The following is a 21,126-nucleotide window of genomic DNA, read 5'->3' on the forward strand; positions in this document are numbered from 1 at the left end:
GATTTCGCTGCATGAGGGGAATCTGGGGACTGGTCGCCGTCGTGCTCGCGCTGTGTGTGGGTTGTTCCACCGTCGACGGGACGGCCGTGCCGCCGTCCGCATCGAACCACCCGGCGTTGGTCAAACCGGTCGAGGTGCGGCGGGTGGTGGAGACGGCGCCCGACATCAAGCTGCGGGACAACGCCGGTGAGGAGTACACGCTGGGGCCGGTCGAGATGCGGCTCGAGCAGTTCACCAGGGCGTACATCCAGTTCAGCCCCGAAGGCGGCGGCTACATGATCAACCTGGAACTGCCCGGCGACCTCGCGGCCAAGTTCGGTGAGCTGACCACGGCCAACGTCGACAAGCGCCTGGCCATGATCGTGGACAACACTGTCGTGTTCGCGCCGACGGTCACCAGTCCGATCGTCGGCGGGAAGGTCCAGATCCAGCAGAACTACACCCAGCAGCAGGCCAAGGACCTGCTCGACGCGATCGGCGGCGAACGGTGACGCCGTGTGCCGGGGGCTGGTGAGCCCCCGGCACACGCCGCGGTCATCGAACCTGTCGTCGGCCGTACGCGCCCGCGGCCACCGCCACACCCGCCGCCGCGATCACGACCTGGATCAAGACCTCGATCCAGTCGATTCCGGACGTGTCGCCGACGCCCAGCGCGTTGGCGATGAAGGTGCCGATCAGGGCGGCGACGATACCGATCACGATCGTCAGCCAGATCGGGATGGACTGCTTGCCGGGGACGACCAGTCGTCCCAGTGCGCCGATGATGAGGCCCACGATGAGGGCGCTGATGATGCCGCCGACGGTCATGACTGCTCCTCGCTCCTGGAGGGCCCACTACCCGGGCCTCGCTGACCTGGGGGTACCCGCTGCGCGTCGCGGACATGTGCGGCGATGATCACGTGCGATGCTCTACACCCGATCGAGCGATGATTTCCCGACACGAGAGACGTCCAACTGTCATGGCGACTACCCACGTACTCGAGACCCCCGAGGTCGACCTCACCTACGACCTGCACGGCCCCGTGCCGGCCGCGGACGGGCGCCCGCTGCTGTTCATGATCGGCCAGCCGATGGAGGCCAACGGCTTCACCACGCTGGCGTCGTACTTCCCCGACCGCACTGTGGTCACCTACGACCCGCGAGGCCTCGGGCGCAGCAGCACACGCAGGGACGGCAAGACCGACCTCGTACCCGCGGTGCAGGCGCAGGACGTGCACGCGTTGATCGAGGCGCTCGGTGCCGGTCCCGTCGAGATGTTCGCCAGCAGCGGGGGAGCGGTCACCGCGCTCGCGCTCGTCACGGCGTACCCGGGTGACGTGACCACGCTCGTGGCCCACGAGCCGCCGATCATCTCGGTGCTGCCGGACGCCGCGGCCACCACGCGGGCCCGTGACATCTTCATGGCCGCGTACCAGGCCAAGGGCCAGGGCGCCGGAATGGCCAGCTTCCTCGCCATGACCATGTGGCAGGGCGAGTTCACCACCGAGTACTTCGACCAGCCCCCGGCGGATCCCGCCGCCTTCGGCATGCCCGTCGAGGACGACGGCAAGCGCGACGACCCGCTGCTGTCCGACCGGTCGCTGGCGGTCACGGAGTACGTCGTGGACGCCGAGGCGTTGAAGGCCACGCCTACTCGCGTGGTGATCGCGGTCGGCGAGGAGACAGGCAACACGTTCACCGCGCGCACCGCCAGGTCCACCGCTGAGCTGCTCGGGCAGGAAGCCGCTGTCTTCCCGAGCCACCACGGCGGTTTCCTGGGCGGCGAGTTCGGTTACGCCGGACAGCCCGAGGCCTTCGCGGCGCGGCTGCGTGAAGTGCTCGACGGCGGCTGACAGCACGTCCCGATTGGCCCGGTCACCGCCGGGCCCACCCTTGACGCTGTGAGTCTATCTACGCAACTATGCAGGTAGACGACGTGAAGGGTGGTCCTGCGATGCGTACAGCGACGACCGTCGAGGTCTCCGGTGACTGGCACGCGCAGGCCGGCTTCGTCGTCGAGGCCGAGAAGCTGGGTCTGGACGTGTGCTTCGTGGCCGAGGCCTGGGGCTCCGACGCCCCGTCGGTCCTCGGCTACCTCGCGGCCAGGACCGAACGGCTGCTGCTCGGCTCCGGGATCATCCAGCTCGGCACCCGCTCCCCGGTCGCTGTCGCCCAGACGGCGATCACGCTGTCGAACCTGTCCGGCGGCCGGTTCCTGCTCGGTCTCGGCGCGTCGGGACCGCAGGTGGTGGAAGGCCTGCACGGCGTGCCGTTCGCCAAGCCGCTGACCCGGATGCGCGAGACGGTGGAGATCGTCCGGCAGGTGTTCGACGGCGGCAAGATCGCGTACTCGGGCGAGGCGTTCCGGATTCCCCTGCCCGGCGGGGGCGCCAAACCGATGCGGCTGTCCACGCGCCCGGCCCACGACATCCCGATCTACCTGGCCACGTTGTCGCCCGCGATGCTCCGGCTGACCGGGCGGGTCGCCGACGGCTGGCTCGGCACCAGCTTCGTGCCGGAAGGTGCGGCGGAGGCCTACTTCAAGCACATCGACGACGGCATCGCCGACAGCGGCCGGGTCCGTGCGGACGTGGACATCTGCCAGGGCGCCGAAGTGGCGTTCGCGCCGGACGAGGACGCGTTGCGCGTGATGGTGGCGGGCCGCAAGAAGGAGCTGGCGTTCAGTCTCGGCGGGATGGGCTCCTCGTCGGCGAACTTCTACAACCAGGCCTACAGCAGGCAGGGCTGGGCGGACGTGGCCGCCGAGGTCAAGCAGCGCTGGCAGGCGGGCGACCGGGACGGCGCCGCCGGGCTGGTCACCGACGAGATGGTGCTGGGCACGACCCTGATCGGGACCGAACAGATGGTCCGCGACCGGCTGCGTGTGTGGCGTGCCGCGGGGGTGGACACTGTCCGGTTGTACCCGGCGGGCCAGACGCCCGGCGAACGGCTCGGCACGCTCGCCAAAGCGATCGAGATGGTCAAGGAGACACCGTGAAACGGAGTTCGTTGGGCAGGTGGCCGTGTTCCATCGCGCGGACCATGGACCTGCTCGGGGACTGGTGGACGCCGTTGGTGCTGCGTGAGGCGTTCTACGGCATCCGCCGGTTCGACGACTTCCAGCACGGGCTCGGCATCGCCCGCAACACCCTCACCGACCGGCTGACCAGGCTGGTCGCCGAGGGACTGCTGGAAAAGCAGGCTTATCAGGAAAAACCGACGCGCTACGACTACGTGCTGACCGAGAAGGGCCGGGACTTCTTCGGGGTGCTCGCCGCCATGACCCAATGGGGTGACCGCTGGTTGTCCAGTGTGGATGGTCCGCCGGTGACGATGCGGCACAAGGGGTGCGGGCAGGACGCGCACGCCGACGTGGTCTGCTCGGCGTGTGGCGAAATCCTGTCATCGGATGACGTGACGATGCGGCTGGGGCCCGGCTATCCCGAACGGCTCAAGGCGCTGCCGGAGGTCCGGCGGCGGTTCGCGCAGGCTTGACGAACGAAAGGACGAGGCGGCGATGGAGTGGACCGGCGCGCGCTACGCGGACAAGCCGACGGTCGAGGTGCGGACGTGGATCGACGCGACACCCGATCGGGTGTGGGCGATCGTGTCCGACGTCGAGCGGATGGCAGGCATGAGCACCGAACTGCAGTCGGTGGAGTGGCTCGACGGCGTCACCGCGCCCGCGGTCGGGCGCAAGTTCCTCGGCCGCAGCAGGCACGAGTCGTTCGGTGAGTGGTCGACCACGTCCGAGGTGGTCGACTGCGAGCCGGGCCGGGTGTTCGGCTGGGCCGTCGGCGACGCCGCCGAACCGTCGGCCATCTGGCGCTTTGTCCTGCGGCCCAAGGACGACGGCACCGAGCTGACCCAGTGGATGCAGCTGGGGCCCGGCCGGTCGGGGCTGTCCTTCGCGATCGATCGCATGCCGGACAAGGAACAGAAGATCGTGTTCGTCCGGCTGCGCGAGTTCGAACGCAACATGACCGCGACGCTCGCGCACATCAAGGGCGCCGCCGAGCAACGGTGACCGGGCCGGGGCACCCCTCGAACAGCCTAACGTTCGTGGTACGCCGAAAGGCGAACACCGGCATCCGAAGATCACTTGTGGACAGTGCACTACTGGCGGTCCATTGTGAACCACCCGTTAGTGCGGGCCGGGCCCCCGGGTGGCGGATCGCTGCCGGCGGGCACCGGCTGCAAGGCTCGGTGGACGACGGCGCGAAACCGCGAGCCTTGTAGAGGAGCCACCCGGATGACCACTGTCCAGCCCGCAGCCGGACCCGTACTGCGCAGCGACTACCAGCGTTCCATCGCCGCGTACTGGAACGCAGAGAAGGATCCGGTCAACATCAAACTGGGCGATGTGGACGGGCTCTACCACCACCACTACGGCATCGGCGACTACGACGAGTCGGTGCTGCGGGCGGGTGACCAGGCTGTCATCGAGGAGATGCACAGGCTGGAGACCGCGCAGGCCAACGTCCTGCTCGACCACCTCGGCGACATCCGCCCGGCCGACCGGTTGATGGACGCGGGCTCTGGCCGCGGCGGCTCGAGCATCATGGCCAACCAGCGGTTCGGCTGCCAGGTCGACGGCGTGAGCATCTCCGAGCAGCAGGTGGCGTTCGCCAACGACCAAGCGCGGCGACGGAATGTGGAGGACAAGGTCAGGTTCCACTTCCGCAACATGCTGGACACCGGGTTCGACTCCGGGTCCATGCGGGGGATCTGGACGAACGAGACCACGATGTACGTGGACCTGCACCAGTTGTACGGCGAGTTCGCGCGGCTGATCCGGCCCGGCGGCCGGTACGTGTGCATCACCGGCTGCTACAACGACGTCACCGGCGGGCGGTCGCGGGCCGTCAGCCAGATCGACCAGCACTACATCTGCAACATCCATCCCCGCAGCGAGTACTTCAAGGCGTTGTCCGACAACGGGTTCGTGCCGATCAACGTGGTGGACCTGACGGCGGCGACGATCCCGTACTGGGAACTGCGGGCGCAGTCATCGGTCGCGACCGGCATCGAGGACCCGTTCCTGACCGCGTACAAGGAGGGCAGCTTCCACTACCTGCTGATCGCGGCCGACCGAATCTGACGACTGGGAAGGCCAGATGACGGACATCCTGTTCGGACCGTCCGGGCTGGGGACATCCGCCGCGCGCGTGATGTCCCAGCTCTCCCACGACCCGGGCTATGTGGAACGAGAATGGGGTGATGGAACCGCTCCACCGCTGTACGTACCGGTTGTCGAGCGAGTGAACGAACCGCTGGCCGAGGAGGTGGACCGGCGGCTGGTGAGCTGGGCGCGGGAGTGCGGGTTCGAAGGCGGGAACCTGGAACTGCTCGGGAAGGCGTGGTTCGGCAAGCTGGCGATGCTGGCGCACCCGGACTCCGACGACCCGGACCACCTGCTCATCGCGGCGCAGTTGAACGCGGCGTGGTGGGCGGCGGACGACCTGTACGCCGACGACAGCGAGATGGGCGCGACGCCGACGGCTTTGCCGCCGCGCCTCGCGTTGGCGATGGCGGCGATGGACCCGGTGCCACACGCGGGTGAGTTCACGGCCGATCTGGACGCCACGTTGCGGTCGGATCCAGTGCTGGTGGCTCTGCGTTCCGGCATGGAGCACATCGCGCAACTCGGCACGGCGGCGCAAGTCCAGCGCGTGAACTACTCGACGTTCGCCATGTTCGTCAGCTGGAACGCTTATGCCGCTTGGCGATACACCGGCGACTACCCCTCGGCGTGGGAATATTTGGCGGCACGTCAACACGACAGCTTCTACACCTCGATGACGTTGGTGGACGTCGTCGGCGGGTATGAGGTGCCCGCGTCGATCTACTACGACCCCCGCGTGCGCGAAGCGGCGTTCCGCGCGGGAACGGCGACAGTACTCGTCAACGACCTGCACTCGGTGGAGAAGGACGCGGCGGACGAGACGCCTGTGTGCAACATGGTTCTGCAGATAGCCGCGGACCGGGACTGCTCGATCCAGGAAGCCACCGAGGTCACGGTCGAACTGCACAACTCCATCGTGCGTGACTTCGAAGCGGGACACCGCGCGCTGCAGTCGATTCCGTCGCTGGAGCTGCAACGTTTCCTGCGTGGCCTGCGTGCCTGGATGGGCGGCGGCTACGAATGGCACGCGACCAACCCCAGGTACAAATCCTCTGCCCAGCAGGAACCACAACAGGAAGAGCAACCGGCCCCCAGCGCTGACTGAGGCCTCACCCCGGCGTGGCGCCACAACGAGCACGACTCGTTGTGGCGCCACGCCGTATGTGGTGGTTGTGGAACCCGACCCCGACGACGGGTTTATCGTTCCGGGGATTCGCGGGCTGGTATGCCGGGCAATTCGCCGGCGGCTCCCATTGTTCGGTCAGCGGGTGGCCGCGTCGGATTGACATGGTGTCTTCGCGCCTGGTAGGCCAATTGGCTGCCGTGTGCCGGGGTTGTTCGGTATTTCAGGTGTCCGGCATCTCCGTAACGGTGGCACTCGACGCGTATGTCGGTCCCAGTGATAGTGGGAATTACCGGTACCGGAGTTGTTCCGACGGTAGCTGGAGGGGAGGGGGCGCTGTGAACCACGACATCGAGATTGTCGAAAACAACGCTCAGCTGCTGGACCACCCGTCGGTGTGATCGGCGAACGGGCCGGTCACGCGTTTGTGCGTGGCCGGCCTGCGTGCATCGGAACCGGTGCGGCAGGAGGAAAACGATGAAGGTGCGGCGGCGGGACCGCTGGTGTGCGAGTGGACCAGTGACAAGTTCCTGATCGGCGTTCCCGGCGCCAAGCGCGCGCTCGGGGTGCCGTCGGGAGTCATCCGCCTGCTCGAGGCGGCCACCGATCCGGTGGACGTCGACGACCTGGTGGCCGCCGCGGACTCCGCCGATCGGGACGCCGACTACCTCGTCGGCACACCCGAACGCGACGAAGTGGCCGCGCCATCGCCGCCGACGGCGCGTCACCGGCGATCTTCAAGGATTACCCGGGCAACCCGGTCGTGATGTTGCCACGCGCCCCTCCGCCGCTGAGCCGCTCAGTCCAGGACACGTTCGCCGCGCGCCGAACCCATCGGGTGTTCGCCGGCCAGCCGGTGTCGATGGACCAGTTGGCGACAGTGCTGTTCTACACGTTCGGGCCGCAGGGGTTCATCGACGGCGGGATGTTCGGCGTGCAGCAGGGCCGGGTCAGTCCGTCGGCGGGCGGGCGGCACGAGGTGGAGTGCTACGTCGCCGCCCACGACGTGCACGGCGTTCCCCCTGGCCTGTACCACTACTCGCCCCGCCAGCACGCGCTGGAGGCGCTGCCCGGCGACGTCAGCCGTGACACGATCGCCGAGGTGGCCTATCACCGGAAGCCGTCCTACGAGGGAGCGTTCACGATCTTCACCACGGCGGTGGCGCGCAGGCTGTCGTGGAAGTACAGGCATCCACGGGCATACCGGCTATGGATGTTCGACGCCGGGCACTACGGGCAGACCTACGCGCTGACGTGCACCGCGCTCGGGTCGTCTGCCTTCCAGACGATCGCTTTCACCGACAGCGTGGTGGAGCAGCTGCTCGGCGTCGATCCGGACGAGGAGTTCGCGGTGTACCTGTTGTCCGGCGGCGTTCGGCCGGGGACGGCGGACTTCTGCCGGTCGATTCCCGCACACCACCGGCCAGTGTGATCGGCTGACCCGGACCGCAAAGGAAAAGGCGTTGACACAGCGGGACTGTTGCCTGGCTGCCCCTTGTTCGTGCCGTGGCTGGCACCGAGGGGAAGTGCGCGCGCACCCGAAGTTCCTGCGGGTGTGGACCGGACAGGTGCCCGGCGCGATCGGCGACCAGCTGGTGCCTGTCGCGCTGAGCGTCTACGTCGTGCAGAACGGCGGAAACGTCGGGACCGTCGCCGGTGTGCTCGGCGGGCGCGCCCTCGGGCTCGGGCTGTGCCTGGTGATCGGCGGTATGCTCGCCGACCGGGTCAGCCGGTCGAAGCTGATCGCCTGCGCGGACGCGTACCGGGCCACGGTCACTGTCCTGTTCGCACTCCTGCTGAGCCACCTGCCCTTCGGGCTGCTCGGCGTGGGAACGATCCTGATCGGAGCGGGTGAGGCGATCGCCCGGCCGGGTTGCCGGTCGCTCGTGCCGTCGCTGCTGCCGGCGTCGTTGCTGGAGCGGGGCAACGCACTGGTGTCCCCGGGTTTGCGCAGTTCGGCGGTGCTCGGCTCGTTGGCGGGAGCGGGAACGAGCCGCCCTGGTGGGGCCACGGGCCGCGCTGCTGGCCGCGGGGGTGACGTTCGCGCTGGGTGCGTTCACCGTGCTCGGCATCCGCGAACAGCTACCGGACAAGAAGTCCCGTGGGATCGTCAGCGACGCGCGGGAAGGACTGAAGGCGGTCCTTGACCGGCCATGGGTGCTCGCGGTGATGACGGCGACCTGCGTGCAGATCATGATCGGCACGGCGACCGCGCTCACCTTGCTGCCGATCGTGACGAGCCGGGAGTTCGGCGGCGGTTTCGCCTACGGCGCGACGCTGGCCGCGGTCGCTCTCGGTGCCCTGCCTGGCGTGTACCTCGCCAGCAAGTGGCGACCGGCCCGCCGCGGAACCGTGTCCATGATCGCGTTGGTCTGCTACGGCGGCCTTCGCTCGGTCTCGCCGCCCCGCTGCTGCTCCCCACTGGTCATCCTGCTGTTCGCGCTCGGCGGCTTCGCCGTGGAACTGTATTCCGTGTACTGGCTTTCCGCGCTGCAACGGGCGGTCCCAGCGAACTGCTCGGCCGTGTGCTGGCGCTGGACCAGCTGAGTTCCTTCGCGCTGCTGCCCCTCGGATACGCGCTCGTCGGCCCCGCCGTCGCCCTGCTGGGCGAGTCCGCGACCCTGGTCCTCAGCGGTGTCGTCGTGTCGGCCGCCAGCGCGTTGACCCTCCTGGTGCCGGGTGTGGCGAAGTTTCGAGACAATCCGGTGAGCCGCCCCGGAACGCCTGCGCGTTCCTGACCGATACAGGGTCGTGAGTGCGAACCACACGCCCGCGTCCCCCATCACACACCCGGTCGGGTGGTGATCGTGGTGGGTGCGGGTGATGCCACCGATGCCCTGACCGATCCGGCGGACCAGGAGGTCGTCGAGCGCCTGCGGATCCTCTGCGACGAGATCGATCCCGTCCCGGCCGGCCTGGCCGACACGGTCGGCTTCGCGCTCGAGCACACCGATCCCGGCGGCGAGACCCTCCGGCCGGTGACCCAGGGCGCGGACGACCGCTCGCGGGTGCGTGTCTTCGGCGGCGCCGACACGACCATCCTGATCTCGGTCGTCGAAAGCGGCGCTGTCACTGTCCGCGTGGACGGCTGGGTCGCGCCCGCGGCCGCCTGCCGTGTCCGGCTGCGCACGACGGCCGGTGTCCTCGAAGTATCCGCCAACGCCGCCGGGCGGTTCACGTACGCGGCCGTACGCCGGGGGCCCGCGAAGATCTCCCTCTGTGGCAAGGATTGCGTGTCGACACCGGCACTGCGTCTCTGAGCAGTGTCCACTGGCGACGGCGGAACGCGGGATACGTACCCTCGTACGTACTCTCACGGAGGCCGGCGACTGGTGGGTTGGGCAATGTGACGACCAGCTTGATCACAGTCGTCTCAGCCCTGCAAGGAGTCGCCATGTTCCGGAGGTCGATCGTCCTCCTCGCCGCGGTTCTCGCGTTCAGTCCCGGCGTTGCCGCGGCCGGCGCGAGCGCGCCGGCTGCCAACCCGTACGAACGCGGGCCCGCACCCACCGAGCAGGCGTTGCTCGCGCCGCTCGGCAGTTTCACGTACTCGACAGTCGTCGTCCCGCGCTCGCAGGTCACCGGGTTCGGCGGCGGGACGATCTACTACCCGGACGACACCAGCCAAGGCACGTACGGCGGTGTGGTCGCCGTGCCCGGGTTCGTCTCACCCGAAGGCGCGGTCGCCTGGCTCGGTCCGCACATGGCCTCCCGCGGCTTCGTGGTCTTCACGATCGCGACCACCAGCCCCTTCGACCAGCCCACGGCCCGGGGCAAGCAACTGTTGGCCGCATTGGACCACCTCACGCAGCGCACGCCCGACGCGGTCCGCAAGCGGCTCGACCCGGCACGACTCGCTGTGACAGGCCATTCGATGGGCGGGGGAGGCGCGCTCTACGCGTCGGGAGCCCGGCCCGGCATCAAGGCGGCGATCCCGCTCGCACCGTACAACCAGGACAAGACCTGGAACGAGGTCGCCACGCCCACGCTGGTCGTGGGCGGCAGTGCCGATCAGATAGCCAGTGTCGACAAGCACGCCAGGCCGTTCTACAACAGCCTCACCGGCGCCCGTGATCGCGGTCTGCTCAACGTCGCCGCAGCTGACCACGGCGACTTCACGCAGGAGAACAGCATCACCGGCCGGTACGCCGCCGCCTGGCTGAAACGGTTCGTCGACGAGGACACCCGCTACGACCAGTACCTTTGCCCGGCGACCGGCGGCCCCGGGGTGACCGAGTACAGCGCGTCCTGTCCGCTGTCCTGAACGAGCTCGGTCCCGCTTGGCTGACCTAAGCAGCGACACGCTACTAGCATGCATCGACATGAGCGGTGTTGCTCACCCGGCCGTGTCGGCGGGGTTGATGGAGGTGACCAGCTACGTCGGGCGGCGTGGTGAGCACGCCGAGGTGCGGCGCCTGCTGGGATCGGCGAGGCTGATCACGCTCACCGGTCCCGGCGGCGTCGGCAAGACGAGGCTGGCGGCGCGGCTCCTGCGTGACTCCGCGAAAGCGTTCCAGGACGGCGCCGTGTTCGCCGGTTTCGCCGAACTCCGAGATCCGGCCCTGGTCCCCGCGCTCGTGGCGGACAGGGTGGGCCTGCACGACCGGTCGGACGAGCCGACTTTGCACACCGTGGTCGCCCACCTGCGAGACCGCGCCACCTTGCTGGTGCTGGACAACTGCGAGCACCTGGTGGGGGCGTGCGCCGCGTTGGCCGAGGCTGTCCTGCTGGAATGCCCGCGTGTGGTGGTGCTCGCGACAAGCAGGCAGTCGCTGGGCGTCCAAGGTGAACAGATTTTCCCGGTGCCGCCGCTGCGTGTGCCCGAAGAGGACACGATCGAGCCGTCCGACTACGACAGTGTCCAGTTGTTCCAGGACAGGGCGTCGGCGGTGGTGCCGTCCTTCCGCGTGCGCGCGGACAACAGCGCGGACGTGGCCCGGTTGTGCCGTCAGCTCGAAGGGTTGCCGCTGGCGATCGAACTGGCGGCGGCCCGGATCCGGTCGTTGTCGCCGCGCCAGATCGCCGAGCGGCTGACGCGGCGGCTGGCGTTGCTGACGTCCGGTCCGCGCACGGCTCCCGAACGGCAGCAGACCCTGCGGGCCACCATCGAGTGGAGCTACCAGCTGTGTTCCGAGGCGGAGCAACGGGTGTGGCGGCGGGTTTCGGTGTTCGCCGGGTCGTTCGACCTCGACGCCGCCGAGTTCGTCTGCGCGGAGCCGGGTGCTGTCCTCGACCTGGTCGACGGTCTGCTGGACAAGTCCGTTCTGCTGCGGGAGCAGCACGACGACGTGGCGCGCTACCGGATGCTGGAGACACTGCGGGAGTACGGGCAGGAGGAGCTGCGGCGATCCGGTGACCTGCCGGAAGCCGGACGGCGGCACCGCGACTGGTTCGACCGGACGACCGGGACCGCCGACGCGGAGTGGTTCAGCTCCGGCCAGGTCGTGTGGGTGGCTCGGCTGCGCCGGGATCACGCGAACCTGCGTGCGGCGCTGGAGTGGTCGCTGACCGAGCCGGGCGAAGCCGCTGTGGCGTTGCGGATGGCCGCGCGCGTCAACGAATACTGGACGCTGCGCGGCTCCTGCATGGAAGGCAGGGGCTGGCTGGACCGCGCACTGGCCGCGACCCCGGCCGGCCACCCCGATCGGCCGTTGGCGTTGAGCGTCAACGCGCTGCACGCGCTGTGGCTCTTCGACGTCGAGGTCACCGAAGCCAGGCTGGCCGAGGCCGGGCAACACCCCGCCGGACCGGCGTCCACCCACCTCGCCCTCGTCCGCAGCCTCACCGCGATGTTGCAGGGCCAGTTCGCCGAAGCGGCCGAGCTGGCGACGAGCGCGGCGGCGGCATGCCGCGCGCACGGCGACCTCCGGCGGGAAGTGCACCCGCTGTTCATCAAGGCCGTGTCGACCGCGGTGCTCGGCGACCTGGCGGGCGCGCGGCGTGGGGTGCGAAAGATGCTCGCTCTCACCGGACCGGTCGGAGACGCCTACTACCACACGATGTCGCTGTACGCCCAAGCCGTTGTCGAGGTGCTCTACGGGGATCCGGTGGTGGCGCGGCGCGCGGCGCTGGCCGGAGTCGGCGCGAACCTGACGATCGGCAGCCGGTTCGGCGCCGCGCACCACGTCGAAGCGCTCGCCTGGGCGTGCACGTGCCTGGACGAGCACCTGCGTTCCGCGACGCTGCTCGGTATCGCCTCCCGGTTGTGGGATCTCGTCGGCATGTCCCCGGAAGCCGCGAAGTCCTTGTCCACACCGCATTTCGAGCACCTCCGCCGCACCAGGAAGGCCCTGGGCGCGGCCCGGTTCGACGAGGCCCGCGCGACCGGGCGGGCGCTGCCGGAGGACCAGGCGATGGACTACGTGCTGGACGGGCCGTCCGAGCCGGTGTCCCCGACGGCCAGGCCCCGCACGGACCACCCGCTCACGGCACGCGAGCTGGAGATCGCCGGCCTGGTCGCCGAAGGCCTGTCCAACAGGGAGATCGCCGCACGGCTCGTCATCTCGCTGCGCACCGCCGAGACGCACGTCCAGCACATCCTGACCAAGCTGGACACGAGCAACCGCACCCAGATCGCCCGCTGGTTCGCCACCCGGCGTACGTAGTGATCTACGTGTTTTCACGCTTACCGGCGGATCCGCCCGACCTGAGACTGAACGACCCCGTACTCCGGCGCGACGCCGGGCGAGCCAAGGGAGTTCAGTGTTCACCCAGGTACCACCGGCGTCGTGGACCTCAGGTCTGCCATCCGCGCGGTTGTGGGCCGCGCTGCCGCGTGAGCTGGCGGTCCACTTCAGACCGCGGGTCGATCCGCTCGTACGCGCCATCCTGCGGGAAGTGCGGCCGGCAGTGCCGGAGTACCGGCAGCAGCCCGAGGGTGTGGCTGTCCGGCAAGCGATCACCCGGTGCCTCGACACTGTCGGCGCGCCTGCCGCGGTCGCGCAGGAAGCGTGGAAGACCGTGTTCCGCGACCTCGGCAGGGCCGAGTACGACGCAGGCCGCGACTTGAGCCGTCTGCAGTCGGCGTACCGCGTCGGCGGCCGTGTCGCGTGGCGTCACGTCCGGGAGTTCGGCCGTGCCAGCGATGTCCGCGCGGATGTGCTCTACATCTGCGCCGAAGCCATTTTCGCCTTCGTCGACGAGATCTCCGCACTGTCCATCGAGGGCTACACGGCGGCGATGACGCACGCCACGGACACGCTGGCCTCGCGCCGGAGGCGATTGGTCGACCTGCTCGTCGCCGATCAGCCGGTCGCGCCGCACACGATCGCCGAACGGGCAGCGTCGGCGAGGTGGCCGGTGCCGGACCTCGTCACCGTGGTCGCTGTCGAACCTGGCGCGGACGACCACGAGTTCGTGCCGTCCGGGCTGCCCGCCGAGGTCCTCGTCGATCTGGTGCGCGCCCAGCCGTGCCTGATCACCCCGGAACGCCACCTGAGGGGTCTCGCCGCGCGGCTACCGGGTCGGCGCTTGGCTGTCGGACCGGCCACGCGGATCGCCGACGTACCGCGGTCGTTGTCGTTGGCACGCCGCACGCTGGCGCTCGTCCGCCGTGGGGTGCTGCCGGACAGGCCCGTCTCCCACTGCGCAGAGCACCTGGGCACGTTGTGGTTGCTGGGTGACGAGTTCCTCGCTCGGGAGATCCGGGCCCGCAGCCTGCGACCGTTCGACGGCCTGAAGCCGGCGCAGCGCAGGAGGCTCGGCGAAACGCTTCTGGTGTGGCTGCGGACGCGGGGCAGTGTGCTCGCCACCGCGAAGGAACTCAAGGTGCACCCGCAGACCGTGCGGTATCGCGTGCACCAGTTGACCGAGTTGTTCGGCGACCGGCTCGACAACGCCGACGACCGGCTCAACCTCCAGATCGCGCTGCGCGCGGACGTGCTGCTCGACCGCTGACCGGTTCGCGGGGTGCCGCGGGCACCGGGTCCGTTACCCTCTGGCCTGAATACTTACCACGTGGTAGAAATCGTGAGAGCGCTTCCATCATCGCTGGTGTCAGGGGGTCCGCGTGACCGACGTGTCCGTTCAGCTGTACTCGGTGCGAGACGAGTTCGCCGAGAACCCGGGAGAGGTCCTCCGCAGGCTCGCGGAGATCGGGTTCACCCAGGTCGAGCCGTACGGCCTCGCCGAGAACGCCGCCGTGCTGCGAACCGGCCTGCGGGCCAACGACCTCGCCGCGCCGACCGCGCACGCCAGGTTGATCGACGCCGGCCAGCACGCCGTGTTCGCGGCAGCCGCCGACTGCGGTGTGCGCGTCGTGATCGACCCGTTCGTGCCCGCCGGGAAATGGCAGACCGCGGCGGACATCGCGGCCACCGCCGACGCGTTGAACGCCGCCGCCGCGATCGCACCCGAGTACGGCGTCACAGTCGGGTACCACAACCACTGGTGGGAGCTGGAATCCCGGATCGACGGCCGCAGCGCGTTCGAGGTGTTCGCCGACCTGCTGGATCCGGAGATCGTGCTCGAGGTCGACACGTACTGGGCGACAGCCGGTGGCGAGGACGCGCCTGCGCTGCTGCGCCGCCTCGGCGACCGCGTGCACGCCATCCACGTCAAGGACGGCGGTCTCGCCGTGGACGCGTCGGGACAAGTCCCGGCCGGGCAGGGCAGTGTGCCCGTGGCCGATGTGCTCGCGGCGGCGCCCAGAGCCCTGCGGGTCGTCGAATTCGACCGCTACGACGGGGACATCTTCGACGGCATCGCCGCCAGCTACGCCTACCTGAAGGGGCACAAGGCATGAGCGTCGGCGTCGGCGTCATCGGTGCGGGCGTCATCAGCGAGACGTACCTGACCAACCTCTCCAGCTTCCCGGACGTGCACGTGGTGCGGGTCGCGGACCTGGACACCGCCCGCGCCCAGGCCCAAGCCGGCAAACACGGTGTACCCCGCGCAGGCACGGTCGCCGACCTGTTCACCGATCCGGACGTGGAACTGGTCGTCAACCTGACGATCCCGGCCGCGCACGTCGAGGTCGGCCTGGCCGCGCTGGACGCGGGCAAGCACGTCTGGTCGGAGAAACCAGTGGCGCTGGACCGCCAGTCGGGCCGGAAACTGCTCGACCGCGCTGCGGAGAAGGGCCTGCGGATCGCCTGCGCGCCGGACACGCTGCTGGGCGCGGGACCGCAGACCGGACGCCGTGCCATCGACGAAGGCCGCATCGGCGAACCGCGGTCCGCGCTCGCGCTGTTCCAGACACCAGGGCCGGAAAGCTGGCACCCCGCACCGGAATTCCTGTTCCAGGCCGGGGGAGGGCCGTTGCTGGACATGGGCCCGTATTACCTGACGGCCCTGGTTTCCCTGCTCGGCCCGATCAGCAAGGTCACCGGGGCGGGCGGGCAGGCGCGACCCACCCGAGTCATCGGCAGCGGGCCACGCGCAGGCACGGAGTTCGCGGTCACGGTGCCGACGACGGTCACCGCGCTCGTGGAGTTCGAGCGGGGCGGCTCGGCACAGATCGTGCTGAGTTTCGACTCCGCGCTGCGCCGGGTGGGTCTGCTCGAAGTGACCGGAACGGGCGGTGTCGCCGTGCTGCCCGACCCGAACCACTTCGAGGGATCCACCACCCTGCACCTGGTCGGCCAGGACGACGCGCAGGAGATCGAGGCGCAGGGACACGCGGCCTCCCGCGGCACCGGGGCGCTGGAGCTGGCACGGGCGATCAGGACCGGGGCGCCCGAGCGCGCCTCGGGTGAGCTGGCGTACCACGTGCTGGACGCCATGCTCGCGATCGACGAGTCGATCACGGCGGGCCGCACGGTCCTTGTCGAAAGCACCACTGGCATCCCGCCCGCACTCCCACCGGACTGGGATCCCTACGAGCGGACGCTCTAGTCGAGCGGGACGGTCAGCAGGTTTCGCAGGAAGAAGCGCATCGACCCGACGAGATCCACCTCGTCGGGAGTGGTCAGCCACTGCACCTGCAGGCCGTCCTCCATACCGATGAACGCGACCGCCGCGGCGTGGGGATCGACGCCGTCGCGCAGCTCGCCGCTCTCGGCAAGCGCGGTGAACGTGGCGACGGCACTGTCCCGTGCGATCTGGTAGTGCCGGATGAAGTACTCGTGCGCCGGGTGGTCGGGGGCGACGGCCTCGGCCGCCAGCCGCGCGTACACCTCCACGATGCCCCGGTGCGCCACGTTGTACTCGGCCAAGGCGATCAGGTGCCGCAGCAGTTCCATGCCGGGCGGGATGTCGAGCTTCTCCCGTTCGGCGTCCTCGGCGTCGCGGCGCTCCAGCACCGCCGCGAGCAACGCCTCCTTGGTGGGGAAGTAGTAAAGGAGACCAGCGTGCGTGATCCCGGCCCGTTTGGCCACCTCACGCAAGGACGAGCCGTGGTACCCCGTCTCGCGGTACGCCTCGATCGCCGCCGTGATGATGTCCTCCCGGCGCAGCCGGCCCTTGAGGTACCCGGTCACGGCATCGCGGCTGGTCGGAGCGGCAACGGAGGGAACACGACCGACATCATGCCGCAAGCTGCGATGATCACGGGTGTGAGGAGTGCCTGCCGATGACACAGCTCGCCGTCCCGCGCGCTCGCGCGGCCCGGGTCGCCACCTGGATCTACTTCACGCTCAACGGCTTCGCCGTTGGCCTCTGGGTCGTGCACATCCCGAACGTCGAACGCGCCACGAACATCAGCCACACCACCCTCGGGTTGCTGTTGCTGTGCCTCGGCGGCGCGGCGTTCGTCGGGATGCAGGTCGGCGGGGCGCTGACCGACCGGCTCGGCCAGCGCAAACTCGTGCCCGCCGCCGGTGTGCTGATGGGCTGCGCGCTGTTGGGGCCCGGCCTGGCCGACTCGTGGTGGACGCTCGGGCTGGCGCTGATGGTGTTCGGCTTCGCCAACGGCACGATCGACGTCGGCATGAACGCGCAGGCCGTGGTCGTCGAACGGACGTACCCCCGGCCGATCATGGCGGCCTTCCACGCCATGTGGTCGATCGGCGGGGCGGCGGCGGCCGCGATCGGTGCCGCGCTGCTCGGCGCGGGCGTGCCGACCGAGGTGTCGCTGGGCACGTGCGGCGTGCTGATCGTGATCATCTCCCTGGCCACCGCCCGGTTCCTGCTCGAACCCGACCACCACGCGGCGCACGACCCAGGCGAGCCCCAGCCGGAGAAGAAGGCACGGGGCGGCAAGCTGGTGTGGCTGCTCGGCCTGCTGGCGTTCGCGTTGATGCTGGCCGAGGGCGTCGCCGCGGACTGGGCGGCGCTGCACTCCAAGGACATCCTCGGGACGTCGGCCAGCACGGCGGCGTTCGCGTTCGGCGCGTTCTCCACGGCCATGACGATCGGCCGGTTCGCCACCGACCGCGTCGCCGCGATCATCGGGCCGGTCGCGATCGTCCGGTACGGCGCCGCACTGGCCGCGACCGGGCTCACCGTCGTGACGCTCTCGCCGTGGGTGCCGCTCACCCTGGCCGGCTGGGCGCTGTTCGGCATCGGCCTGTCCGGCGGCGTCCCGCAGCTGTTCACGGCCGCGGGCAACCTCGACACCAGGTCGGCGGGCACGTTGATGGCCCGGGTGGTCGGCCTCGGCTACGTCGGCATCCTCGCAGGTCCCGCGCTGGTTGGTCTCCTGACACACTGGGTACCGCTGAATGTGGCGTTCGTGCTGCCGATCGTGCTCTGCGCGATGGCGGCGGTGTTCGCGTACGTCATGCCCGGACCTGGAACAAAACAGGCCGCGGATTCGCTTGAACCGAGCGAGAGCGGACGAGAGGAGCGATGACGTGACCAAGGTTGCGGTGCTGGCCGGTGGTTGCTTCTGGGGGATGCAGGACCTGATCCGGCGCCAGCCAGGTGTCCTCGCCACGCGGGTGGGCTACACGGGCGGCGACGTGCCGAACGCCACCTACCGGAACCACCGGGGACACGCCGAGGCGATCGAGATCGAGTACGACCCCGAGCGGACGTCGTACCGCGACGTGCTGGAGTTCTTCTTCCAGATCCACGACCCGACCACCAAGAACCGGCAGGGCAACGACATCGGTGACAGCTACCGGTCGGCGATCTTCTACGCCGACGAGGAGCAGAAGCAGGTCGCCGAGCAGACCATCGCCGACGTGGAGGCCTCCGGGCGGTGGCCGGGCAAGGTGGTGACCGAGGTCAGCCAGCTGGGTGACTTCTGGGAGGCCGAGCCGGAGCACCAGGACTACCTGGAGCGCTACCCGAACGGCTACACCTGCCACTACATCCGGCCGGACTGGAAGCTCTCCGGCACGAAGTGATCCCCGTGACCGTCGAGGCGTTGCACGTGTCCAGCGTGCACGCCTACGAGGGGCGTCCGGCGGACGGGCCCCGGCCGGATCCGGCGCCGGTGGCGCACCGGTCGATCGAGGTCCGCGCGAACCTGGGCATCGTGGGTGACAGGTACTTCAACCACGCGGCGCATCGCAACGCGGCGGTGACGGTGTTCGCCGTCGAGTCGCTGGACGCTCTCGGCATCACCGCCTCGCCGCTGTTGACGCGCCGCAACATCGTGCTTCGCGGGTTCCGCATCGACGACCTGGCCGCCAGGCCGGGGACGGCGGGGGCGGTGTTCAGCCTGGATTCCGGGGCGGGCGCGGTCCGTTTCCAGGCACATCGGCCCGCGAACCCGTGCGCGTGGATGGACGTGGTGCTCGGATCCGGCGCGTTCCGTGGGCTACGCGGTCACGGGGGAGTGCGGTGTGTGCCGTTGGACGACGGCACGCTGGAACTCGGCCCGGCCGTGCTGGCTGTGGTGTCGGCGTAGCCGGCGGCGATCCGGACGTGGTGTGCGATCCGCAGTAGTTCCCGTGCGTGGGAGTAGGCCGTGTAGTCGACGTCGTACAGGTCTGCGCGGATACTGCGCCACAACATGTCGACTTCGTGGTCCAGCCTGTCGCGCTGTACGGGTGTGAGTGCGCCGTCCGCGGCCAGCGAGGCGCCCACCAGTGACGCGAACGAGCCTGTGAGCTCACGGTTGCGGCTCGCCACCGCAGCAACGCGAACAGAGCGCCCTTGCGAGGGGCGCCATACCAGTAGTGCGGGCCCGTGTCCGGGTTCGGGTCACCCGGTACCCATACGGCAACTCCGGGTTACGCACGTGGTTGGCGAAGGCGCTGAAACTCACCCGGTGACGTTACCGAAACGGGCAGCTCAAGCTCACGGCGATCCGTGACTTGGTGCCCAGCCGGTTACTGGTGTGCGGTGGGTTACTTGAGCACGACCAACCGCCACGAGCGGCATGTCGGCTGGGTGTGACACCCGCGGAGCGACGAGACTTACAGGTCCGGCGTCGCTCCGCGGTCCACAACGGTGGTCGGGGATCCGGTGTGTCAGCCCGTGCCCGTGCACGCCTTGGTGAGGGCGGCTACCTGGTCGGCTTTGGTCTTCAGCCAGTTGGCCGAGTCGTTGACCACGTTCTCGGGCTTGACTTCCTTGAAGGTGCCGGCGAGGTCGTCCAGCGCCTGGTTCACCGTGGTGTTCGTCGCCTTGTTGGCGAGGTCCGACAGTTTGTTGCCCGCGTCCTGGGCGCTCTGCGCCGCGGCTTCGGGGTTGGCCTTGTCCGGGTTGAAGGCGGCGATCTTGATCGCCTCGGCGCACACCTGCGCGTTCGAGGCGGCGTTGCTGACGCCTTCCGCCGTCTTCTGGGCATCCTGCACCGCGTCGCAGCCGGTGAGTGCGATGACCAACGTGCCGCCGCCGAGAACTCCGGCCACCAGCCGCTTCATTGAGCGCATGCGAATCCCTTCCGGTTCTTCGAATGAACCGGAGGTCTCCCCAACCACACCGCGCCGGTCAAGACCGTGTGGCGCCGAGACCGGGTCGCCACTGGGGACGCCGTATTGACGAATCTCGACCGGGTGGGTACTCCCCTCCGCGATGACGACTTTACCAAAGCTAACCCGAGGTGCTCTCACGGACCTGGAGTGTGAAGGGGATTTGTACGTCACGCACCGCGCTGACGTCACCATTCGCCCGTTGGTGTACGAGTTCGACCGCCGCTTTGGCCAGCGCTGCCTTGTCCGGTGCGATCGTGGTCAGCGACGGCAGGCTGTACTTGCTGTGCTCGGTGTTGTCGAAGCCGACCACCGCTATGTCACGTGGGACGTTGCAGCCGCGTTCGGCGGCGGCGCGTACGGCGCCGTGCGCCAGCATGTCGTTGAAGCAGAACACCGCGTCGGGTGGTTCGGGCAGGGCGAGCAGGCGGGCCATGGCCTCGGCGCCGTCGCGGTGGTGGTAGTGCGCGGCTGGGGCGATGTACCCGGGCGGCGGGGCGGGCAGGCCGGCGTCCGCCAGCGCGGAGTGGTAGCCGGCGAGCCGCTGGGTCGCGGTGCCTCGGCTGGGATTCTGACCGACGACGGCGATCCTGGTCCGTCCCAGGTCGATCAGGTGCCGGACCGCGATCCGCGCCGCCTGCACGTTGTCGATCCCGACGTGGTCGATCGGCACGTCCAGCGAGTGCTCACCGAGCAGCACCATCGGCACGTCCGTGGGGTTGCGGGTGAAGTCCTGGGTGTGCAGCGCTTCCGGGCTGATGATGGCGCCGTCGACCATGTGCGGCCCCAGTGAGGCCAGGGTGGCGGCCTCGGGGTCGCGCAGGCCGTGGGTCTGCTCGATCAACACGCTCCAGTCGTGGGCGTGCGCCGCGGTGATCACGCCGCCCGCGAGCTCGCCGAAGTACGGGATGCTCAGTTCGGGGACCATCAGCGCGATGAAGCCCGTCCGGCCTCTGCGCAGGTTGCGCGCGCCCACGTTGGGCTTGTAGCCGGTCGCGGCCAACGCCTCGCGGACCTTGCGCTCGTTCTCGGGTTTGACGAACGAGTAACCGTTCACGACGTTGGACACCGTTTTGACCGACACACCGGCCAGTTCGGCCACGTCCTTGAGCGTTGCCACGGGGTGAGAATATCAAGATCGCGCATATTTACAA

24 protein-coding genes and 1 pseudogene are annotated in these 21,126 nt (G+C 69.2%); 21 read left to right on the plus strand and 4 right to left on the minus strand.

What is annotated here, in order from left to right:
* Positions 1-11 precede the first annotated feature (11 nt).
* Positions 12-491, plus strand: coding sequence for a SecDF P1 head subdomain-containing protein (locus AOZ06_RS24395; RefSeq protein WP_054291527.1), 480 nt, complete (start codon positions 12-14; stop codon positions 489-491).
* Between the two features lie 43 nt (positions 492-534).
* Here AOZ06_RS24395 and AOZ06_RS24400 read toward each other — a convergent pair whose 3' ends face one another.
* A complete protein-coding gene (locus AOZ06_RS24400; protein WP_054291528.1) occupies positions 535-807 on the minus strand; it encodes a GlsB/YeaQ/YmgE family stress response membrane protein in 273 nt (90 codons plus the stop codon).
* A 152-nt stretch (positions 808-959) separates the two neighbouring features.
* Here AOZ06_RS24400 and AOZ06_RS24405 point away from each other — a divergent pair, with 152 nt between their 5' ends.
* From AOZ06_RS24405 to AOZ06_RS24485, 17 genes and pseudogenes are all read left to right on the plus strand, one after another.
* Complete coding sequence (locus tag AOZ06_RS24405) at positions 960-1,832, plus strand: alpha/beta fold hydrolase (protein ID WP_054291529.1); 873 nt, start codon at positions 960-962, stop codon at positions 1,830-1,832.
* Positions 1,833-1,933: 101 nt separating this feature from the next.
* Positions 1,934-2,977 carry an LLM class flavin-dependent oxidoreductase gene (locus tag AOZ06_RS24410; RefSeq protein ID WP_054291530.1) on the plus strand — a complete coding sequence of 348 codons (1,044 nt, stop codon included), beginning with the start codon at positions 1,934-1,936 and terminating at the stop codon, positions 2,975-2,977.
* Positions 2,974-3,474: a winged helix-turn-helix transcriptional regulator gene (locus AOZ06_RS24415; protein ID WP_054291531.1), complete on the plus strand. Its 501-nt coding sequence runs from the start codon at positions 2,974-2,976 to the stop codon at positions 3,472-3,474. The genes AOZ06_RS24410 and AOZ06_RS24415 overlap by 4 nt, the downstream gene beginning before the upstream one ends.
* Positions 3,475-3,496: 22 nt before the next feature.
* Complete coding sequence (locus tag AOZ06_RS24420) at positions 3,497-4,006, plus strand: SRPBCC family protein (RefSeq protein ID WP_054291532.1); 510 nt, start codon at positions 3,497-3,499, stop codon at positions 4,004-4,006.
* Between the two features lie 225 nt (positions 4,007-4,231).
* Complete coding sequence (locus AOZ06_RS24425) at positions 4,232-5,080, plus strand: geranyl diphosphate 2-C-methyltransferase (protein ID WP_054291533.1); 849 nt, start codon at positions 4,232-4,234, stop codon at positions 5,078-5,080.
* A 16-nt stretch (positions 5,081-5,096) separates the two neighbouring features.
* Positions 5,097-6,209, plus strand: a complete 1,113-nt coding sequence (locus AOZ06_RS24430) for a family 2 encapsulin nanocompartment cargo protein terpene cyclase (RefSeq protein WP_054291534.1) — start codon at positions 5,097-5,099, stop codon at positions 6,207-6,209.
* A 449-nt stretch (positions 6,210-6,658) separates the two neighbouring features.
* A complete protein-coding gene (locus AOZ06_RS24435; RefSeq protein WP_054291535.1) occupies positions 6,659-6,994 on the plus strand; it encodes a hypothetical protein in 336 nt (111 codons plus the stop codon).
* Positions 6,994-7,659, plus strand: coding sequence for a SagB/ThcOx family dehydrogenase (locus tag AOZ06_RS24440; RefSeq protein WP_083471894.1), 666 nt, complete (start codon positions 6,994-6,996; stop codon positions 7,657-7,659). The genes AOZ06_RS24435 and AOZ06_RS24440 overlap by 1 nt, the downstream gene beginning before the upstream one ends.
* A 163-nt stretch (positions 7,660-7,822) precedes the next feature.
* Positions 7,823-8,119, plus strand: a pseudogene (locus tag AOZ06_RS62160) (hypothetical protein); the annotation flags it as partial.
* A gap of 109 nt (positions 8,120-8,228) precedes the next feature.
* Positions 8,229-8,774 carry an MFS transporter gene (locus tag AOZ06_RS56610; RefSeq protein ID WP_236952376.1) on the plus strand — a complete coding sequence of 182 codons (546 nt, stop codon included), beginning with the start codon at positions 8,229-8,231 and terminating at the stop codon, positions 8,772-8,774.
* Positions 8,753-8,965, plus strand: a complete 213-nt coding sequence (locus AOZ06_RS24455; RefSeq protein WP_054291539.1) for a hypothetical protein — start codon at positions 8,753-8,755, stop codon at positions 8,963-8,965. The genes AOZ06_RS56610 and AOZ06_RS24455 overlap by 22 nt, the downstream gene beginning before the upstream one ends.
* 60 nt (positions 8,966-9,025) lie before the next feature.
* A complete protein-coding gene (locus AOZ06_RS24460; protein ID WP_054291540.1) occupies positions 9,026-9,487 on the plus strand; it encodes a hypothetical protein in 462 nt (153 codons plus the stop codon).
* Positions 9,488-9,621: 134 nt separating this feature from the next.
* Positions 9,622-10,491, plus strand: coding sequence for an alpha/beta hydrolase family protein (locus AOZ06_RS24465; protein ID WP_054296882.1), 870 nt, complete (start codon positions 9,622-9,624; stop codon positions 10,489-10,491).
* Positions 10,492-10,549: 58 nt separating this feature from the next.
* Entirely contained in the window at positions 10,550-12,832 is a 2,283-nt protein-coding gene (locus AOZ06_RS24470) for an ATP-binding protein (RefSeq protein WP_054291541.1), read from the plus strand.
* 97 nt (positions 12,833-12,929) lie between these two features.
* On the plus strand, positions 12,930-14,123 hold the full coding sequence (locus AOZ06_RS24475) for a PucR family transcriptional regulator (RefSeq protein WP_236952378.1): 1,194 nt from the start codon (positions 12,930-12,932) through the stop codon (positions 14,121-14,123).
* A 112-nt stretch (positions 14,124-14,235) separates the two neighbouring features.
* Positions 14,236-14,970, plus strand: a complete 735-nt coding sequence (locus AOZ06_RS24480) for a sugar phosphate isomerase/epimerase family protein (RefSeq protein ID WP_054291542.1) — start codon at positions 14,236-14,238, stop codon at positions 14,968-14,970.
* On the plus strand, positions 14,967-16,061 hold the full coding sequence (locus AOZ06_RS24485) for a Gfo/Idh/MocA family protein (protein ID WP_054291543.1): 1,095 nt from the start codon (positions 14,967-14,969) through the stop codon (positions 16,059-16,061). Before AOZ06_RS24480 ends, AOZ06_RS24485 begins: the two co-directional genes overlap by 4 nt.
* Here the strand turns inward: AOZ06_RS24485 and AOZ06_RS24490 are convergent.
* On the minus strand, positions 16,058-16,645 hold the full coding sequence (locus AOZ06_RS24490) for a TetR/AcrR family transcriptional regulator (protein WP_054291544.1): 588 nt from the start codon (positions 16,643-16,645) through the stop codon (positions 16,058-16,060). The genes AOZ06_RS24485 and AOZ06_RS24490 overlap by 4 nt on opposite strands.
* A 92-nt stretch (positions 16,646-16,737) precedes the next feature.
* Between AOZ06_RS24490 and AOZ06_RS24495 the strand changes: the two genes are divergently transcribed.
* The 3 genes from AOZ06_RS24495 to AOZ06_RS24505 are packed head-to-tail and all read left to right on the plus strand — an operon-like array spanning position 16,738 to position 18,963.
* Entirely contained in the window at positions 16,738-17,958 is a 1,221-nt protein-coding gene (locus AOZ06_RS24495; RefSeq protein ID WP_054291545.1) for an MFS transporter, read from the plus strand.
* Position 17,959: 1 nt separating this feature from the next.
* Positions 17,960-18,457, plus strand: coding sequence for a peptide-methionine (S)-S-oxide reductase MsrA (msrA, locus tag AOZ06_RS24500; RefSeq protein WP_054291546.1), 498 nt, complete (start codon positions 17,960-17,962; stop codon positions 18,455-18,457).
* Positions 18,458-18,462: 5 nt separating this feature from the next.
* Entirely contained in the window at positions 18,463-18,963 is a 501-nt protein-coding gene (locus AOZ06_RS24505) for a molybdenum cofactor biosysynthesis protein (protein ID WP_236952380.1), read from the plus strand.
* Positions 18,964-19,528: 565 nt separating this feature from the next.
* Here the strand turns inward: AOZ06_RS24505 and AOZ06_RS24515 are convergent.
* Both AOZ06_RS24515 and AOZ06_RS24520 read right to left on the minus strand, forming a co-directional pair.
* Positions 19,529-19,924, minus strand: coding sequence for a bacteriophage spanin2 family protein (locus AOZ06_RS24515; protein ID WP_063810104.1), 396 nt, complete (start codon positions 19,922-19,924; stop codon positions 19,529-19,531).
* A gap of 169 nt (positions 19,925-20,093) precedes the next feature.
* On the minus strand, positions 20,094-21,092 hold the full coding sequence (locus AOZ06_RS24520; RefSeq protein ID WP_054291550.1) for a LacI family DNA-binding transcriptional regulator: 999 nt from the start codon (positions 21,090-21,092) through the stop codon (positions 20,094-20,096).
* Between the last annotated feature and the right edge of the window lie 34 nt (positions 21,093-21,126).

It is taken from the genome of Kibdelosporangium phytohabitans, from assembly GCF_001302585.1.
GTDB lineage: Bacteria > Actinomycetota > Actinomycetes > Mycobacteriales > Pseudonocardiaceae > Kibdelosporangium > Kibdelosporangium phytohabitans.

Excerpts from the sequence above, each read along its gene's own strand:
- AOZ06_RS24400 (WP_054291528.1), bottom strand. The coding sequence starts at position 807 with ATGACCGTCGGCGGCATCATCAGCGCCCTCATCGTGGGCCTCATCATC.
- AOZ06_RS24470 (WP_054291541.1), top strand. The coding sequence starts at position 10,550 with ATGAGCGGTGTTGCTCACCCGGCCGTGTCGGCGGGGTTGATGGAGGTG.
- AOZ06_RS24495 (WP_054291545.1), top strand. The coding sequence starts at position 16,738 with ATGACACAGCTCGCCGTCCCGCGCGCTCGCGCGGCCCGGGTCGCCACC.
- AOZ06_RS24440 (WP_083471894.1), top strand. The coding sequence starts at position 6,994 with ATGTTGCCACGCGCCCCTCCGCCGCTGAGCCGCTCAGTCCAGGACACG.
- AOZ06_RS24410 (WP_054291530.1), top strand. The coding sequence starts at position 1,934 with ATGCGTACAGCGACGACCGTCGAGGTCTCCGGTGACTGGCACGCGCAG.
- AOZ06_RS24420 (WP_054291532.1), top strand. The coding sequence starts at position 3,497 with ATGGAGTGGACCGGCGCGCGCTACGCGGACAAGCCGACGGTCGAGGTG.
- AOZ06_RS24485 (WP_054291543.1), top strand. The coding sequence starts at position 14,967 with ATGAGCGTCGGCGTCGGCGTCATCGGTGCGGGCGTCATCAGCGAGACG.
- AOZ06_RS24405 (WP_054291529.1), top strand. The coding sequence starts at position 960 with ATGGCGACTACCCACGTACTCGAGACCCCCGAGGTCGACCTCACCTAC.
- AOZ06_RS24395 (WP_054291527.1), top strand. The coding sequence starts at position 12 with ATGAGGGGAATCTGGGGACTGGTCGCCGTCGTGCTCGCGCTGTGTGTG.
- AOZ06_RS24430 (WP_054291534.1), top strand. The coding sequence starts at position 5,097 with ATGACGGACATCCTGTTCGGACCGTCCGGGCTGGGGACATCCGCCGCG.
- AOZ06_RS24515 (WP_063810104.1), bottom strand. The coding sequence starts at position 19,924 with ATGAAGCGGCTGGTGGCCGGAGTTCTCGGCGGCGGCACGTTGGTCATC.
- AOZ06_RS24425 (WP_054291533.1), top strand. The coding sequence starts at position 4,232 with ATGACCACTGTCCAGCCCGCAGCCGGACCCGTACTGCGCAGCGACTAC.
- AOZ06_RS24465 (WP_054296882.1), top strand. The coding sequence starts at position 9,622 with ATGTTCCGGAGGTCGATCGTCCTCCTCGCCGCGGTTCTCGCGTTCAGT.